Genomic DNA, 16,365 nt, shown 5'->3' with positions numbered 1-16,365 from the left:
GTTAAGATAAACAGGTCTGCTGTTTTTGCAGCAGGCCCATAAACAGATAAAACACTAGGAAAGGTGCAGATACATGTCTTACCAAACCTCTATTCATTTTGATCCGACTGCGTTACTGATAATAAAAAATGAGGTTGATAATTCAATCAAATTGGTGGAATCCGCAGTCAGCACCTTGGCAGAAGATCAGACTTTACCTTTCGGGATTGATGATGCCCTTAACCAGTTTGAGCAATGTGCCCAGGTACTAGCCCTGATTGATATGTCGAGCCTGGCAAAAATTGCCCAATATTCAGCAGAATTAATGCGCAAGATTATGGGGAATCCGGCGCAAATTAAAACTGAAGACGTGATTGCCTTAAGTGAAGGCACCACCATGCTCAAGCGCTACATCGAATTTATTTGTCTGCGCGAAGTTAAAATTCCACAGTTCCTGCTCGATACCTTAAACCGTCTGGAACGTGCCTTGGGTAAACCACTCACCCAGGAAGGCCAGCATATTGAATCTCTGCTGGACTGTATTCACCCGGAATTCAAATTGCCACAAGCACCCGGTCTGGAAAAATCAGGCTATGTGCATCAGCTGTATAAACTGTCACTGTACAAACTGCTGAAGCAGGAAGAATCCGAGCTGGATCTGCAAGCCATGAAACTGGTCGGCACCTATTTAGCCGGTCTATCCGCCCAGCATCCAAGCCAACAATACTGGAATCTGGTCTATGTGGCGTTAAACCAGATTGATAACCTGCTGCTGAATGAACCACGTTTACGCACCTTAATCAGTATTGAACTGAATATGCGTCAATACTTTGCCGCACCAGACAGCTTCCAGGCCCAGTTAAGTGATCTGGCCAACATCCTGAGCCTGTGCATTAGCCAGGAAGATCAGGTGGCCCAGCACATCCGCGAACAGCTGAATATTGGTGAAGACCTGCTGACTGACACCCAGTTACAGGTCTTCAGCCGTCATCTGTATGGTCCGGATTTTGAAACCATGCAGACCATCAGTGCTCTGGCGACCAGCGAAATGGCGCAGATTCGCAATGACATCGAATACAACTACCAGAACATGACCCCTGAAAAAACCCAGGAGTTGCAAGCCAAGCTCAAAGATCTGGCCAACATCTTTAAAGTACTGAACCTGAATGAAGCCCACCGTGATCTGCTGGTTCAGGCCGACGCCTTGAGTCAGGCCGAAGTGCTCAAAGAAGAAAGCTTTGCCCAGCAGCTGATGAACACCATTTTATCAGCGATGAACTCGATTGGGGTGCTGGAGCGTCATCATACTTCTAGCCGTTTACAGCTGCGCGTTAACAACATGCACATTTCGCTGGACCGTTTAGATGAAGCGCATGAAGTATTGCTGAGCGAAACCAAAACCTTAATTGATCTGGCTCAGCAGATTCTGGTGCAGCACGTTCAGGATCAGGATGTGCGTTTATTGGAAAACACCTGTACCCAGCTGCGTGAAGTGGCCGGTGCCCTGCTGTTCCTGAATGAAGAAAAAGGCCAGCAGGCGCTGCTGACTGCCGCTGACTTTATCTATCGTAAATGCGAAGCCGGTGAAACGCTCAGTAGTGACGAGCTGAATGCCGTGTTAGACACCTTGGCCGGTGCCGACATGCTGATTGACAATTTAAAAAACAAACAGCCTGTTTTACAGTCGATGTTTGATGTAGCATTGGCAAGTAGCGAAAAACTGAAAGCTGTAGCCTAATGTCTGAACTCTCACTTGCCTATATTTTTCACCAACAGCAACTGCTGGTCGATGAACAGTTTCAACTGCCCCGAGTTGAAAAATTAGCAAGTGACCTGTCTACGGGCAATCAGGTGATTGCCCGCGACTTACTCCCCGATGAGCCCATTCCTGAAGGCTATCAATTATTGCCAATTCGCCAGCTGTTACAGTTCTGGAACAGTGCCGAATTTGAACAGGCCAGCCGTGCAATCCAGTTGCTAGAATGGCGTCGTAATCACCGTTTTTGCAGCCACTGCGGCCATCCAACCGAAGCGCATGCCACCGAATATGCCATGGTTTGCCCGGTCTGCCAGTATCGCCAATATCCACGTGTACAACCCTGTGTCATTACCGTCATTACCCGCGGTGAAGATGAAATTCTGCTGGCCAAAAATGCGCGAAACACCACCAATATGTATGGCCTGATTGCCGGTTTTGTTGAGGTGGGAGAAACCTTGGAAGAAGCGGTACGCCGTGAAACTGCGGAAGAAGTCGGTATCCAGCTAAAGAATATTCAGTATCTGGCCAGTCAGCCCTGGCCTTTTCCAAGCAACCTGATGATTGCCTTTAAAGCCGAATATGCCGGTGGTGAACTGCAGTTACAGGAAGAAGAAATCAGCGACGCACAATTCTTTAAATTTGATCAGCTGCCGAATATTCCATTCAAAGGCAGTATCGCCCATGCCATGATCAAACACGTGACCGAAGGCTCTGCCGTCGCCGACGACAGCAAAGCCTGGCTCTAAAGAGACACAACTCAGGAATTTAGCGTTTCTTCCAGCGCCTGCATAATCGTGTGCTTGGTCTTGAAATAACGGCTAAACAGACTCGATACCGAGCCCATAATACTGACATGCCCGGTGCGTGAAATGGTGATCAGCTGACTATGATTGCCATGCTTGTTTAGCACATGATCAAAATCAACCGCATTACTCAAATGCACAATCTGGTCATTCTCAGCCACCAGCAAATAGTGACGAATGTGATTACTTTCCACAAAGTAATACGGCATCACATCATGATAAGGAATGGTCTGATCAAATGCATCGGCACAAAGCGGATCATCTTTATAGTCAAAATGATAGGGACCAGCCAAGCCAATCGCAGCCCGAATATTGTCTCGGCAGTTCAGCGCATAAGGCTGCGGATGATACAGCACCGACATGATATTAAACGCACCGGCCGAGTGCCCCATTAGGATAATCTGATCAGTGTTAATCCTTAACTCTGCCTGCTGATCATGCAGATAGTTTAGTGCCAAAGTCAGGTCATCAATATAGACCGGAAAAATATTCTGCGGCGCCAGTTGATAATTAATGACGGCAACATCAAAACCTTGTTGGGCAAAAGCTTCGCCAACAAAGCGATAATCTTTTTTATCACCCCGTGACCAGGCACCACCATGGACAAAAACAATTAACGGCTGCTGGGGACGTGGCTGGGCAGTCCGGTACAAATCCAGCTGATGGCGTTCATTCGCTCCATAAGCCAGATCGTTCTCTACCGTATAGCCCTGTCGTGGAGTCAAACGGTTCAGGGCATAACTGCCAAAATCATACAGGCGGAATTCCTGATATACACTTTTGGCCTGAACCAGACGATATTGCAGCTGCGTTTTAAACTGGAACAACTTAGAGCGCATTCGTTGGCTCGATCTGGTCCGGATCAATGGCGACCGGGGTTTGTACATCCGGCTGTACATTCATCATCGGGCTGGCAAAACCAGAAGATGTGGCCTGTGAGGCTTCAATATTGTCAATTAAGGTCACAATTTTGGTGACATTACCAACCTGCTGTAACACCTGATTTAAATCGGCGATTTCCGCATTATTCAAACGGCCCATCACATACAGCACGCCATCTTCGGTGTGAATTCGCACTTTACTGTCAGAAACCACCGGCGCTTTCATAATCAGGCCACGGGTATTGGCGGTCACGGTGGTGTCCTGCATGATGGTGCTATAACCAATCTGGTTGCCCACGGTAATATAGTTGTGTACGGTTTTGACATCGCTCATGGCGCGTACATTGTCTTCCGCCAACTGCTTCAGATGTGCATCTGGCACCTGACCGGTCAGCAATACATTGCCGTGGAAACTTTCAATATTAACGCGTGACTGTTTAAAACGGGCATCCAGCTTATATAAATTAATTTTTGCTGTACGTTCAATGGAGTTATCAATAAAGACCTGGCCAAGTGAGCGTGCGCCACTTTCCGTTCCTACAGGTGCAGAACCCGTACCACTGGAAATAAAACTTGCACAGCCGGATAAACTTGCCACACACAGCACTGTGATTGCGATACGATTTAACACTCAGCAAGACTCCTCATTACTTATTCATTTCTGTTTTCAAGCATCTTTGCTTCAATTCTCTTCAAAGATTAATGAACTCTGAATCAAAAGTAAAAGCATTTTCAATCCATTGCAGATCATACGTGAAATTGGAAAAATCTTGCTGTACTGTTTTTGCAATTTGTTCAGTAAAATCAAAACAAATCACATCAAATCGACAATAAAAATCCTGTAATTGTGCAGAATTGCTCAAATAGGTCAGCGCAGTTTTTATCAGCTTTTGCTGCTTGGAGATGGAAACCACCTCCACCGCCCGGCCATAATCGCTAAAAGATCGCGCCTTTACCTCCACAAACACCAGCTGCTGATCCTGCCGGGCAATCAGGTCGATTTCACCATAACGGCAATGGTAATTGGCCGCCAGAATCTGATAACCCTGCTGCTCTAATAACATTGCAGCCTGCTGTTCGGCCCACTGGCCTAGACGCGCGCGCTGACTGGCCATTTACAGGATCTGCACCAGCTGTTTCTGCTGCACATAACATTTCGGAATACGCTGAATCTGGTTGTCCTGAATCCGGATTAAACCGGTTCGCCCTTCAAACTCGATGCGGTTTAATTGTGGCTGTTTCAGATAATAATTGGCGATCTGCCAGGCATCTCCACCAAAGGCCACCAGCCGCTGAAAAGAAAAGTGTTCCGCCTTGGCCGCCTGAATCCCGGCCTGTACATCTGCCCATTGGGACTGATATAAAGCCGGCGCATCACAAAACTGCAGGCCTTGCGGTAACTGCTGCTGTGACTCGACGGCATTGGCCAGACTGTATAAGCGCTTTTTGGGCAACCTGTTCTGGCGATTGATCCAGCCATTCGAACCCAGCAATAACACCCCCTGCTGACGTTTCAGCCACCTCGGCGGACTGTCTACCACCTCCACCGGATAATCCAGCTGCGACACCAGAGACATTAATAACAGTTCGTGTTCAGCTTCGGTGCCGGGTTCACGCAGAATATACAAATGATTGATCTGATCTTTCTGGAACAGCTGTTTTAAGGTCTGTGCATCATCTTTTTTTGACAGGCTAAACTGTAGCACCCGTGGATGCTGCTGGATCACCTCGTTTAAGGCCAGTGTACGCACTTTGGGCCGCAGTGCAACTAACTGTTCGACATCGGCACGTGCCAAAGGTCCAATCACCACCCGGGTCTTGGCATTGACATGCTGACGCAGCAAGGGACCAATTTTGCGCTGCTCGGAATTAATCAATTTAACCGGCATTTTCTCACCCGATGCCTGATAAGCGTGCATAAAACCCTGCTGAATACTGAAACCGGCTCGCGCCATAGGACCCGATTCAGGTAGAATGACCAGAATCTCGGCCTGGGCAACTGAAAGTCCTGCGCCCAACAGCGCCGTGGTGATAATTACTTTTTGAAGCTGTCTTTTATTGTTATTAATAATTTGCCTAAACATGGAGAAACCTAATGAGTGCTCAGTTATTTGTTGTAGCCACCCCAATTGGGCACTTAGACGACATGACCTATCGGGCGATTGATGTTCTAAAGTCTGTAAATATTATTGCGGCAGAGGATACACGGACCTCTGCTCAATTATTAAAGCACTATAATATATCAACTCCGTTAACGGCGTGCCATGAACATAATGAAAGTAACAAAATTGATATATTGGTTCAGCGCCTGCTGAACGGCGAAAATATGGCCCTGATTAGTGATGCCGGTACTCCGCTAATTAGCGACCCCGGTTTTAAACTGGTCCGCGCCGCCCAAGAACACAATATCCGGGTGATTCCGGTTCCGGGAGCCTGTGCCGCAATTGCAGCGCTGAGTGCGGTTGGTTTACCGAGTGACCGCTTTAGCTTTGAAGGCTTTTTACCGTCAAAACAGTCACAGCGTATCTTGAGTCTGGAAAAACTTAAAGACCAGACTGCGACCCTGATTTTTTATGAAGCGCCACACCGGATTCTGGACAGCGTTAAAGATATGGCCAATATTTTCGGGGCCGAGCGCCCGGTCGGTTTTGCCCGTGAAATAACCAAAACCTTTGAAACCATCAAGAAGATGACGCTGGGTGAGCTGGTCAGTTTTATTGAAGCTGATCATCATCAGCAAAAAGGTGAAATTGTACTGGTGGTTGGTGGTGCAACCGCGGAAAAAGATCTGGAGCAGGAAAAGCTGGATCAGCTGCTGACCCGACTATTGCAGGATTTATCGGTGAAAGCAGCGTCACAACTGGCCGCCGATTTAACCGGAATCAAGAAAAAAGTGGCCTATCAGCGTGCGCTGGAACTGAGCCAAAACCGCGATGACTGATTCTGGCTGTTGATTCGCAATAAAAAAAGCATCACCGGAGTGATGCTTTTTTCTTATTGGCGTGCAGCCTCATCTGGTGGGACTTCAGTAATTTTTCCCCCACGTGCCAAGAAGGCCGCAATTTCATCTTCTAACGCTTGGCGTTGCTTCTGTTTAGCGGTTACGGTTAAGGTTTCTGCTTCCGCCACATCACCATCGTTTACGGCATCTTCGCTGTCCAGTGCACCTTTTTCAGCCGCTTTTGCCTCATCGTCATCGACGGTGGTATCTTCTACATCATCATAATCGTTCATATCCGTCATTTTAATCTCCCCGCAAATGACCTCAATTGAGTCCTGGTGAACGTTGTCATGCAATTAGGAAGAAATTTATCAATCTCTGCGCCTTTCGCCTAGAGGTAAAGACAAAAAAATCGTGTCTTTTTTAACCAAATTCGTAATCATGTATTAATGAATGTTTAAAAAATAACTATTTCTAGCTAGACCGCATACCGCGTGTCTTTCAGCAGATGCAAACCATTGGCCTGCGCCATAAAAGCATCCTTTAACACCGGCAGCTGTTCAACCTGCTTCAAGCCAAAATTACGTCCCCAGACCAGCGGGAATAACTGGGTGGTTTCCAGCCAGCCTATTGCAGACATGCTGTGCATCATTGCATCATTTTGACCTTTACGACGATGCTCATAACGCTTCAAGGTCTGCTCATGCGCCCAGACCCCACGTGCCCGGTCATGCAGCAGAACATCACACAAGACTGCGGCATCCAGACAGCCAATATTGACGCCCTGCCCGGCCAGTGGATGAATCACATGCGCCGCATCGCCAATGAGTGCAAGTCCCGGCTCGACATAGTGCTGCGCAGCACGGGCTTTTAAAGGGAAACGGGCACGTGGTGTAGCTTCCAGTACTTCACCCAACATATGATGGCTTTCACGGGTCAACAGCTGGGTAAATTCCTGATCGGATAATGCAGCATATTCTTCTGCATAATCCTCTGGTAGCGTCCAGACAATAGATTGCCAATGGCCATCCTGTTCAGGCTTGAGGCTGCTCATCGGCAGGTATGCCAGCGGACCGGTTTCCAGAAAAATCTGGCGCGCCACATGCTGATGCGGCTGGGCAGTTCGGATGGCACAACTGATGCCTGCCTGCTGATAATCCAGCACATCCAGATCAATAAAGGCCTGTTCGCGGACAAAGGAATTGGCCCCATCTGCGCCAATTAACAGTGTGGTCGTCAGTTTTGTGCCATCGGCCAGGAAAATATGCCAGACACCAATCCCCTGCTCAATCCGGGTGACTTTGACCTGCGTGCGATAATCCTGAATCTGCGTCAGCATGGTTTGCTGAATGGCCAGATTTAAAATACTCGGCTCCACCATCGAACCCAGCGCCTGGTCCACTCCGGGTGTTTTTTCTGCCGGCTGACCAAAATTGATTTCGCCATAGCCATTTTTATTCCAGACCTGCATGCCAGTATAAGGCTGCTGACGCGCCAGTTTGTCCCAAACACCGACGGTTTTTAGCAGATGGATGGTGGCCTGACTTAAAGCCAGTACGCGCGGATTGGCCATACTTAAGGTTTTTTCTGCATCCAGAATTGGGGCGGCATCCAGCACCGTGGCTTGCACCCCACCTTGGGCCAGTAATAATGCAGTTAAGCCACCGACCAAACCACCACCCACAATAACGGCATCTAATACGTGTGCTGTCTGGTTCATGCTTTTAGTCCCATGGCATAGTTGGCAACAAGTGGTTTAATTCCCGGAATGGTATCAAAGGCAATCAGACCGGTATTTCTGAGCAGTTTCAGCACCGGATTCTGGTTACTAAAGCCACGCACCACGCTGTCACAGAATTTGATTACGCGCTGCTGATCGGTCAGACGGGATTTTTCATAATCTTGCAGCATGGCGGCATCGCCCAAATCGGCCTGCTGAGCCAGCTGTTCTTTTAAATAACGCACCAACACATAAGCATCGCGCATACACAGGTTAAAGCCCTGTCCAGCCACCGGGTGAATAGTATGTGCCGCATTGCCCATCAGTACTACTCGGCCCACAGCCTGTTTTTCTGCCAGCACTTGCGAGAGCGGGAAGCTAAAACGGCGCCCGGTTTTCTGGAATTTTCCAGCCCGATCACCATAAGTCTGCTGTAAGGCATCGAGGAAATGTTGGTCATTGTCTTCCCCCAGCCATTCATGTTCCGTGCCTTTTTTCACCGGCCAGACCACCGAACGACGATATTCACCCGGCAAAGGCAATAACGCCAGCGGACCTAAAGGACTGAAACGCTCAAAACCGACATGATTGTGTGGTTTAGAAGTTTGTACGGTGGTCACAATGGCGACCTGATCATAATCATGTTCATCGACCCCAATGCCTAGGGCTTTACGGCAGAATGAGTCGCGACCATCGGCAGCAATCACCAGTTTGGATTGCAGTTTTAAGACTTCACTTCCACGCTGCGCTTCCAGATAAGCCAGATCTGTATCTTGGGTCAGGGAAGTGACTTTTACCCCATCAATCAGTTCAATTAAAGGCTCTGCGCGCACCTGAGTCAGCAACACCCGGCCTAACCAGGCATTTTCAATCACCTGTCCAAAACTTTCGACTTTTTCCTGTTCGGCTTGCAGACGCGCTTTCCCAAAACTGCCCTGCTCGGTAATGTGCACTTCCAGAATCGGGACAGCATGTTCCTGCAAGGCATCCCATAGGCCCAGTTCCTGATAAATCTGTACGCTACGACGCGACAGCGCACTGTTTCGTGCATCAAAACTGGAGTGATACGGGGCAAGATTGGCATCATCATAATTCGGGTATTGAATTGCTTCGAGCAGTTTGACCGCAATATTGGATTTGGCCAACATGAGCGCCAAACTCAGCCCCACCATACCGCCGCCCACGATGATGACTTCTTGTTGCATGCTTGAATCCTTATTTGTGGTATCTCAAAAGTTTAGATACATCTTAATCATGATTGATTTTATATTACATCAAGGGATTGGATTTTTATAATGATTCGTGTGGATGGCTGGAATTTCCGAGCTTCAACGCTTGCGTGTTCTGACCATAAATCCCGTTTAAAAGATGTTATTCCATAAGATGACACTGGAATGGTATGCAATATAACATCTATACAAAGCCTGGAGCGCTAGACTTAAGCTGAGCAAGCGACAGCCCTAACGTAGATAAAATAAATTAAAGAATTCGTATCAGCTGTATGCTATTCATTGTAGAAAATTTAAAACATGAAGAAATTAGAACTTATCTTTTTAGTCGTTTTAATCTTGGTTCTGTTGTGGGGCATACAATGGATGTTTCATGACTTTCCGGCCGCAAGTTAAGTCTTCTATTATTCAATCTAAAAGCTATACTATAATTTCTTAAAATAATTAGAATGTTAGGATAATAAATGGATCATACTGAACGTTTTATTACAGCATTTTACTACGCTGTCGCCGGGATTTTTTTTGGGGCTAGGGTTAGCAATTTTTTCATCCCTCTATCTCAGCCTTACAATAAGCTCAGCCCATATTGTAATTTTTACAGTCATTTGCTGTTTTGTTTTAGGCTATGTATTTCCTCATAGCGTTGGCAATATTTTTAAATGGGTTTGGCATATTTTCGTTAATTAGTCTGAATGTCTATCTCTATTTAATCCATTAACGCTAATTCAAAATCAAAAAAGCCGATCTTCTGACCGGCTTTTGAGCTGTACGGCTTTTATTTGGTCGCAGCCATCAACGCTTCAATCTCGTCTACAGTTTTCACTACTTTCGCAGTTAAGTTCAGTGGTCCATTTTTGGTCGCGACAATATCATCTTCAATCCGGATGCCAATGCCACGCCATTTTGGATCTACCGTTTCATCATCCGGGGCAATGTATAGACCCGGCTCAACCGTAACCACCATACCGGCTTCATAAGCACGCCATTCGCCATCAACCTTATAAGTTCCGACATCATGCACATCCATGCCCAGCCAGTGGCCTGTGCCATGCATATAGAACTGACGATAGCTTTCTGACGCAATAATCTCGTCCAGATCACCCTGCATAATGCCTAAATCAAGCAGGCCCTGTACCAGAATACGTACCGCCACATGGTGTGGTTCTTTATAGGAGTTGCCAATCTGTACGGCATTAATTGCTGCAAGCTGAGCATCTAGTACAAGGTTATATAGCGCTTTTTGCTCTGGGCTGAATTTACCATTCACCGGAAAGGTTCGGGTAATATCCGAAGCATAGAACTGATATTCACAGGCGGCATCAATTAGCACCAAATCGCCATCTTTCAGTTCTTTGTCGTTCTCTACATAGTGCAGAATGCAGGCATTTTCACCGCCGCCAACAATACTGTTATAAGATGGAACACAGCCATTTCGGCCAAACACATAATTCAGTTCGGCTTCCAGCGCATATTCCATCATGCCGGGGCGTACCGTTTGCATGGCCCGGGTATGCGCTTCGGCAGAAATATCTGCCGCAATTTGCATCAGTTCCAGCTCTTTGGTGTCTTTGTGCAAACGCATTTCATCGACCAGACGGTCGAGCTGCACCACCTGCGCTGGTGCCGAGGTGCCACGGCGGCTTTCGCCATTGGCAGCTGCAATCCATTTGGCCACCCGCGCATCAAATTCGGCATTCTGTCCAATACGGTAAAAGAGCTGGTCTTTATCCAGCAGTTTTTCCAGAATTTCTTCATCGAGCAGGTCAATGGCATAGGCTTCATCGGCCTCATACTGTTCAATGGCACCATCAATACCAGCACGATAGCCATTCCAGATTTCCATCTCCCGGTTACGTTCGCGGCAAAACAGGCTATAGGTATAGCCTTCATCTATAGATTCATAGGTTTCAATGACCGCGACCGCTTCAGGTTCTGCAAAGCCGGTCAAGTAGAAGAAACTGCTGTCCGTTCGATATTTATAGTCAGCATCCCGGTTACGCATGGCCACCGGACTGGTGGCAATAATGGCAATACTGTGTGGTCCCATCAGTTCAGCCAGACGGTCACGACGTTCTTTAAATTCTACCTGGGTCAGTTTCTTCATTAATTTTTCTTCGCAGCCTAAATAAAGGGAGGATGGTATCGCCCGAATCAGCTCGGACGATGTGGGGTAAACATTTCAACAATACTGCCGCTTTCTGGCGCAGCCACCTGACGTGACTTGGCATGTACGTTTTGTAACAAAGAACTTTCATCAACCGCTATTTTCTTGCGGCCAACCGACAGGCTGACCGGAATCAGGCGGACAAATTCATATAATTCCTGATAGCTTTCTTCGCCTTCTTCATCATTGTCCGAGTCTTCAAACTCGACTGCTGCCACATCTTGCAGATGTTCAATCAGCTCCAGCTCATCACTGCGGATATGTCCGGACGCCAGGCCAAAGCCCAGAACTACGCCGGCACACCAGTCGGCCAGCGCCTGTACCCGCTCCTGTAATACGTGTTCATCATCCGGTAACAGGGGCAGATAATCCAGTTCATCTTCAGATAAAGCATGCGCTACATCTTCCGCTTCACCGGTTAAAATATCCAGCGCTTCCGGGCTAAGTTCGGGCACATTCAGGGTCGCCAGAATCTGTTGCCACTCGGTTTCAGTTGGTGCATTTGTCACACAAACTATACCGGTCAGTAAACCATGTAACTCACTTGGACTTGAAATTTCTTCAATCGTGAAAAAATTGCGGTACCATTCGGACCAACCTGAAATATCGTCTTGCATTCGCTTATCCAATCTCTATACTTCGTATATATTACCTTTGTTTGCAAGACTGTGCGACCACGATATGTTAGAAGAATTACAGCGTCTACAGGCGCATATTGGTGTTTTAAAAACACGACTTGCGCATTATGAGAGTGAAACTCAATCTTTAGCTGAAGCCAAGCAACAGGCTGAAGAGCAGCATCATGCACAAATTGTGCAAAGAAATGGGGTGATTACCCAAAAACAAGAAGAAATTGAGTCTTTAAGTGAACAGCTCAGCACCAGTCAGGCCCAATTTCAGCAGTTAAATCAGGATGCGACCGCATTGGCGGACCGTTATAGCCGTCTGGAAAAAAGCTGCACCGATCTTAAAAACCGCTTTCAGGAATTGCTGGCCGAACGTAACGAGCTACGCGTCATTAAAGAAAAACTGCAGAATGAACAGCGTCAGACTTTGCAGAATGTGCAATCTTTGCAGCAAGAACGTGAGCGTTTATTGCAGAAGAATGAGCATGCCAAAGCCAAAGTCGAGGCAATTATTCAGCGTCTGGCCATTTTAGGAACTGCACAAGACCAGAATGCCCAGGAAATTCAGCAATTGGCCCATCCAACTGATGTCAGCGAGGAAGCTTAAGCATGAGTGAACAAATTCCTGTAGATTTACGTGTTTTAGGACACAGTTTCAAGCTGGCCACGACTCTTGAAAAACGGGCGGATCTGGAACGTGCAGCAGAATTACTGAATGAAAAATATGATGAATTCCGTCGTAAAGCACCACGCATGGAACCAAGCAAGCTGATTATTATGGTGGCCTTAGAGCTGATGCAGGAAGTGCTGTCGATGAACAAGTCCCTGCAGGAATATGTCCATTGTGAACGCTTGCTGGCCACAATTCTGGAAGAAGTCGAAACACTGACCGAATAAGGCTTTGACTTGCATAAAGCCTGTGCAAATGACACTTAAATTTACAGTTCTGTAGGCCGATAGGTTTGCGTCTAAAGCTGAATCCTTTATACTGAGTCTAACTCTGAGGTGTTCGCCAGCAGGTCTATTCCCCTGCCGATACTTAAACTTATGGATTGCGTTCTGTATATTTAGAGTGCATGCCCACCCTGAGTGGGAAGCCCAGCAAGTATACGTCGCGTCCACCTTGAACTCATCGGGTTCAGGGTAACGACATGCAGCGGCATCTTCGGAGTGCTTTTAAGTGATTGTTTTATAACAACCACGAACAAAATTTCAAAAATCCCCACCAAATCAATTTTCATTTTCTAGCGCTTTGTATACTCCATGTATACCAAAGATCTAATCACTTATGCAGCTGGTGCTGTTAGGAAATGAAAAAGTGTCAAACAAAAAAGTTCTCATTACCCTATCGTTCGTTAAAAATCTGATTAAAGAATTGAACGACCCACATGTGGATGAAACACTAAAACAGTCAAAACAATATTGCTTTGATATCACGAATGGGAAACAAATCTTTTATCGAGATAACAAACTTGTTGGCTTTGCCATCAGAGCAACTCGTCATTCTCTTGTCTATACTGTGGAAAAGAAGATGCCAAATGGTTCCCCCTGTCGTGTGACTATTGGTGACCATGGTCTTTATACACCGGAAACAGCAAGGCAAAAAGCGACCGAGTATCTTCTAGAGATGTCCCAAGGCATAAACCCTAATGAAAAAAAAGAACAGCTACGTCAAAAAGCTTCTCAGGAACGTATAAACCATCAAAAAATTCCGACTGTAATAGATGCGTATAGGCACTATATCGAAGCCAAATCAGAGTTAAAGCCTAATACAGTTGCTATATATGATCGAGATATGAATCTGTACTTAAAAGATTGGCACCATTTAAAAATTACAGAGATAACTATGCAAATGGTGGTTGGTAAGCATGCTGAAATATCGCAAACCAATAAGTCTCATGCCAATATTACCCTTAAGCTATTTTCTGCAATTTATAACTACCACCGAAAAAGACTGACTAATAATAACCAACCACTTATCACAGAATTTAGTCCAGTTCAGATTCTTTATCAGAATGACCTTTTTAACAAATTAAAACCTAGAAAAAATTATATCAACAGTGAACAACAAGCAGATTGGGTATCAGCGATCGTTCAAACCCAATGGCGAGGAAATGAAAAAGCGAATGAATATGGGTATTTGAATCAAGACTTCCTTCTAACATTTGTACTCACTGGTCTTAGGCGAACTGAAGTTGAGCAACTTGCATGGGCTAATATTGACTTAAAGTACGGGACCTTAAAAATTATTAATCCCAAAAATGGAGAAGACCTACTCTTACCTTTAGGTGAAACACTACTGCATATCTTTAAACAACGAAATAAATATTCGAACGGCTCTAAGTATGTCTTCCCAGCAACGAATAATCAAAACCATATCAAAGATCGCAGGCATGTTCGTCATAAGATTACCGAAACTACAGGAATAGCATTTACCTTTCATGATTTAAGACGCACATTTACGTCTATTGCAAACCGTTGTGGTATTGGGATGTATACCGTTAAGGCTTTGATCAATCATTCTTATCAAGATGACTCAGATATTACAGCTGATTACACACAGATTGATGCGAAAGACTTAAGGGATGCTATGCAGAAAATTGAAAATCATATTCTTTCTGACGATGTGAAAAATATTATTTTCAATCGTGAATATTTAACAGACAAGTCAACTAGAATGTATAGATAGTAAACCGAACTAAAAAGTTTTGTTCTCTACACTTTAAAATATGGCGGGAGTTGAACTCGCTAGAGTTCAACCCTACCAAAACCCATTAACCATAAACCAATGAATTAACTTAAATTTTTATTGTTTTACTTTGATGAATAATGATACTGTGTAAATAAAGTGTGGCAGATCATTTACGAGTATTTGTTACTGACAATTGTGGAGCAATTGGTTGTAAGCTAGTACATTTTAGGCGCTGGCTTCTTCATCTGTAAATTATATTGCTCAAGAGCCCTTTCTGAACCTAATTGTACAAAAAATCTCTTCCGATTTATAAAGTAGGTAGTTTTACAGGTACTTTATAAAATTTTATGAACTGCTCAATTGGCTGTTCTTTTAAAGACTCAGGTAATTTTTCATCAGCGTACTGATCTGGATATATAATTAAACAATCTACAACAACATTTTGTATTTCTTCATTTTTATAGCCAAGGCATTGTAATATCTTTTTATCACGTGCGTACCCAGCTATTTGTCGTATATCATCAGAATTATAACGATCTTGCTGTTGTTCATTATTTTGATAAATCTTTTTATATTTTGTATCAATCACCATCTTTTCAGATTGAGATACCAAAAGAAAATCTGGCTCACCATAATTACCCTTGGCTTGGAATTTAATTTGACTGCCATATCGTTCTTTTAATAACCCTAATACATAAAATTCAAAAAGTTTAGGCATATCAATCCAAAAAGGTGGAACGCTTACCACCTTTTCATCGACCTTTTTAAGATTATAACCAAACCTCCTAATAATCATTTTCGCTAAATCAAGAGCATCTTTATATTCCTTATAAAAAGCATTCGGTTTAGTTTTTTTAAGTATATTCAAATCAAAATTTGAATCATCTACTTCATGAAAAGCTGGCTTAGAAAAATTTAAGAGCGGCACAAAATACTCAGAGAATTGTCTATAATTCATTAAATATTTATCTGTTAATTTCAAAGCAGACTTTAAAATTTTATTTTCAATAGAATCAACACCATAAACCTCGAAATTACATATGGTCTTATTTGGTCTATTCTTTAAGATATTTTGCTTTAAAGTCTTTGAAACAAGTACCTTACCTTTAATCCTAGAACTTAAATTTTGCTCTACTTGATAATAGGATTTTTTCAACCCTTTACGTACTATAGATTTGAGAATTTGCAAATACTTAATCATTAATAGTGGAGTAATTAAATCCTGTTTTTGATTAATCTCGATATATGGTTCATCAAATTTAATATCATACAAGCTCTTAGAAAGCTCTGCTATTTCTGAATGCTTCAAACATGAGAATAACATTTTAAAATAGTCAGTTTCTCTTGTCGCCTCATTCAATTTTGGGGCTACATAAACTGCCGTATCATTTTTTTTGAGCCAATCAACACCAATATAATAATTGGTGTGCAAGATAATCCCAGCTTGAGAAAATTCAAGCTCTATACACTTTTTTTCCTTGTTATGACAAAAATGTATTTCTTTCGCATCTGCCAAATTATCTACTGTAATATTGAGAGGTAAGTGTTCAAATGTTTGATGTAAATTCACT

General features: G+C 44.5%; 16 protein-coding genes and 1 other RNA gene. 7 read left to right on the top strand and 10 right to left on the bottom strand.

Annotated elements, in window-relative coordinates; genetic code table 11:
* The first annotated feature begins 73 nt into the window (after positions 1–73).
* Together ACPEPR_RS12105 and nudC are read left to right on the top strand one after the other, a co-directional pair.
* Positions 74–1,717, top strand: a complete 1,644-nt coding sequence (locus ACPEPR_RS12105; RefSeq protein WP_005179216.1) for a hypothetical protein — start codon at positions 74–76, stop codon at positions 1,715–1,717.
* Positions 1,717–2,484, top strand: a complete 768-nt coding sequence (gene nudC, locus ACPEPR_RS12100) for an NAD(+) diphosphatase (protein WP_075167710.1) — start codon at positions 1,717–1,719, stop codon at positions 2,482–2,484. The genes ACPEPR_RS12105 and nudC overlap by 1 nt, the downstream gene beginning before the upstream one ends.
* Positions 2,485–2,495: 11 nt before the next feature.
* Here the strand turns inward: nudC and ACPEPR_RS12095 are convergent, their stop codons facing one another.
* The 4 genes from ACPEPR_RS12095 to ACPEPR_RS12080 all read right to left on the bottom strand — a co-directional run bounded on the left by ACPEPR_RS12095 (position 2,496) and on the right by ACPEPR_RS12080 (position 5,506).
* Positions 2,496–3,380 (bottom strand): alpha/beta hydrolase, encoded by an 885-nt coding sequence (locus tag ACPEPR_RS12095; protein WP_104470026.1) that lies wholly within the window; start codon positions 3,378–3,380, stop codon positions 2,496–2,498.
* Positions 3,370–4,053: a BON domain-containing protein gene (locus ACPEPR_RS12090; RefSeq protein WP_016659235.1), complete on the bottom strand. Its 684-nt coding sequence runs from the start codon at positions 4,051–4,053 to the stop codon at positions 3,370–3,372. Before ACPEPR_RS12090 ends, ACPEPR_RS12095 begins: the two co-directional genes overlap by 11 nt.
* Before the next feature lie 61 nt (positions 4,054–4,114).
* Complete coding sequence (locus tag ACPEPR_RS12085) at positions 4,115–4,537, bottom strand: YraN family protein (protein ID WP_075167708.1); 423 nt, start codon at positions 4,535–4,537, stop codon at positions 4,115–4,117.
* Positions 4,538–5,506, bottom strand: a complete 969-nt coding sequence (locus ACPEPR_RS12080; protein WP_160242956.1) for a penicillin-binding protein activator — start codon at positions 5,504–5,506, stop codon at positions 4,538–4,540.
* An 11-nt stretch (positions 5,507–5,517) separates the two neighbouring features.
* Between ACPEPR_RS12080 and rsmI the strand changes: the two genes are divergently transcribed.
* Complete coding sequence (gene rsmI, locus ACPEPR_RS12075) at positions 5,518–6,363, top strand: 16S rRNA (cytidine(1402)-2'-O)-methyltransferase (protein WP_168384607.1); 846 nt, start codon at positions 5,518–5,520, stop codon at positions 6,361–6,363.
* A 53-nt stretch (positions 6,364–6,416) separates the two neighbouring features.
* On the opposite strand, the gene ACPEPR_RS12070 is transcribed toward rsmI, so the two are convergent.
* The 5 genes from ACPEPR_RS12070 to ACPEPR_RS12050 form a co-directional block, all read right to left on the bottom strand.
* Complete coding sequence (locus tag ACPEPR_RS12070; protein ID WP_005179228.1) at positions 6,417–6,665, bottom strand: hypothetical protein; 249 nt, start codon at positions 6,663–6,665, stop codon at positions 6,417–6,419.
* Between the two features lie 176 nt (positions 6,666–6,841).
* The gene (locus ACPEPR_RS12065) at positions 6,842–8,083 is read right to left on the bottom strand and encodes an FAD-dependent monooxygenase (RefSeq protein WP_180083529.1); all 1,242 of its coding nucleotides are present in this window, start codon (positions 8,081–8,083) and stop codon (positions 6,842–6,844) included.
* On the bottom strand, positions 8,080–9,288 hold the full coding sequence (gene ubiH, locus ACPEPR_RS12060; protein WP_171432156.1) for a 2-octaprenyl-6-methoxyphenyl hydroxylase: 1,209 nt from the start codon (positions 9,286–9,288) through the stop codon (positions 8,080–8,082). The genes ACPEPR_RS12065 and ubiH overlap by 4 nt, the downstream gene beginning before the upstream one ends.
* A 799-nt stretch (positions 9,289–10,087) precedes the next feature.
* Positions 10,088–11,416, bottom strand: coding sequence for a Xaa-Pro aminopeptidase (pepP, locus tag ACPEPR_RS12055; protein ID WP_168399678.1), 1,329 nt, complete (start codon positions 11,414–11,416; stop codon positions 10,088–10,090).
* 47 nt (positions 11,417–11,463) lie between these two features.
* Positions 11,464–12,093, bottom strand: a complete 630-nt coding sequence (locus tag ACPEPR_RS12050; protein WP_160241134.1) for a UPF0149 family protein — start codon at positions 12,091–12,093, stop codon at positions 11,464–11,466.
* A 64-nt stretch (positions 12,094–12,157) separates the two neighbouring features.
* On the opposite strand from ACPEPR_RS12050, the gene ACPEPR_RS12045 reads away from it, so the two are divergent.
* From ACPEPR_RS12045 to ACPEPR_RS12030, 4 genes are all read left to right on the top strand, one after another.
* Entirely contained in the window at positions 12,158–12,709 is a 552-nt protein-coding gene (locus ACPEPR_RS12045) for a hypothetical protein (protein ID WP_005179239.1), read from the top strand.
* 2 nt (positions 12,710–12,711) lie between these two features.
* Positions 12,712–12,999: a cell division protein ZapA gene (locus ACPEPR_RS12040; RefSeq protein WP_104487367.1), complete on the top strand. Its 288-nt coding sequence runs from the start codon at positions 12,712–12,714 to the stop codon at positions 12,997–12,999.
* A 97-nt stretch (positions 13,000–13,096) separates the two neighbouring features.
* Positions 13,097–13,278: non-coding RNA, 6S RNA (ssrS, locus tag ACPEPR_RS12035), on the top strand.
* A gap of 112 nt (positions 13,279–13,390) precedes the next feature.
* Positions 13,391–14,791: a tyrosine-type recombinase/integrase gene (locus tag ACPEPR_RS12030; protein WP_253097202.1), complete on the top strand. Its 1,401-nt coding sequence runs from the start codon at positions 13,391–13,393 to the stop codon at positions 14,789–14,791.
* A gap of 310 nt (positions 14,792–15,101) precedes the next feature.
* Here the strand turns inward: ACPEPR_RS12030 and ACPEPR_RS12025 are convergent, their stop codons facing one another.
* A complete protein-coding gene (locus ACPEPR_RS12025; protein WP_253097204.1) occupies positions 15,102–16,364 on the bottom strand; it encodes an McrC family protein in 1,263 nt (420 codons plus the stop codon).
* Between the last annotated feature and the right edge of the window lies 1 nt (position 16,365).

Source organism: Acinetobacter sp. AND/436, assembly GCF_049546925.1.
Taxonomy (GTDB): Bacteria; Pseudomonadota; Gammaproteobacteria; order Pseudomonadales; family Moraxellaceae; genus Acinetobacter; species Acinetobacter indicus.
This window is presented reverse-complemented; position numbering and strand designations above follow the sequence as displayed.

What these genes read in the sequence shown, in the direction of transcription:
- ACPEPR_RS12085 (WP_075167708.1), bottom strand. Translation starts at nt 4,537, where the DNA reads ATGGCCAGTCAGCGCGCGCGTCTAGGCCAGTGGGCCGAACAGCAGGCT.
- rsmI (WP_168384607.1), top strand. Translation starts at nt 5,518, where the DNA reads ATGAGTGCTCAGTTATTTGTTGTAGCCACCCCAATTGGGCACTTAGAC.
- ACPEPR_RS12095 (WP_104470026.1), bottom strand. Translation starts at nt 3,380, where the DNA reads ATGCGCTCTAAGTTGTTCCAGTTTAAAACGCAGCTGCAATATCGTCTG.
- ACPEPR_RS12080 (WP_160242956.1), bottom strand. Translation starts at nt 5,506, where the DNA reads ATGTTTAGGCAAATTATTAATAACAATAAAAGACAGCTTCAAAAAGTA.
- ACPEPR_RS12105 (WP_005179216.1), top strand. Translation starts at nt 74, where the DNA reads ATGTCTTACCAAACCTCTATTCATTTTGATCCGACTGCGTTACTGATA.
- ACPEPR_RS12030 (WP_253097202.1), top strand. Translation starts at nt 13,391, where the DNA reads ATGCAGCTGGTGCTGTTAGGAAATGAAAAAGTGTCAAACAAAAAAGTT.
- nudC (WP_075167710.1), top strand. Translation starts at nt 1,717, where the DNA reads ATGTCTGAACTCTCACTTGCCTATATTTTTCACCAACAGCAACTGCTG.
- ACPEPR_RS12040 (WP_104487367.1), top strand. Translation starts at nt 12,712, where the DNA reads ATGAGTGAACAAATTCCTGTAGATTTACGTGTTTTAGGACACAGTTTC.
- ACPEPR_RS12045 (WP_005179239.1), top strand. Translation starts at nt 12,158, where the DNA reads ATGTTAGAAGAATTACAGCGTCTACAGGCGCATATTGGTGTTTTAAAA.
- ACPEPR_RS12065 (WP_180083529.1), bottom strand. Translation starts at nt 8,083, where the DNA reads ATGAACCAGACAGCACACGTATTAGATGCCGTTATTGTGGGTGGTGGT.
- ACPEPR_RS12070 (WP_005179228.1), bottom strand. Translation starts at nt 6,665, where the DNA reads ATGACGGATATGAACGATTATGATGATGTAGAAGATACCACCGTCGAT.
- ubiH (WP_171432156.1), bottom strand. Translation starts at nt 9,288, where the DNA reads ATGCAACAAGAAGTCATCATCGTGGGCGGCGGTATGGTGGGGCTGAGT.
- pepP (WP_168399678.1), bottom strand. Translation starts at nt 11,416, where the DNA reads ATGAAGAAACTGACCCAGGTAGAATTTAAAGAACGTCGTGACCGTCTG.
- ACPEPR_RS12050 (WP_160241134.1), bottom strand. Translation starts at nt 12,093, where the DNA reads ATGCAAGACGATATTTCAGGTTGGTCCGAATGGTACCGCAATTTTTTC.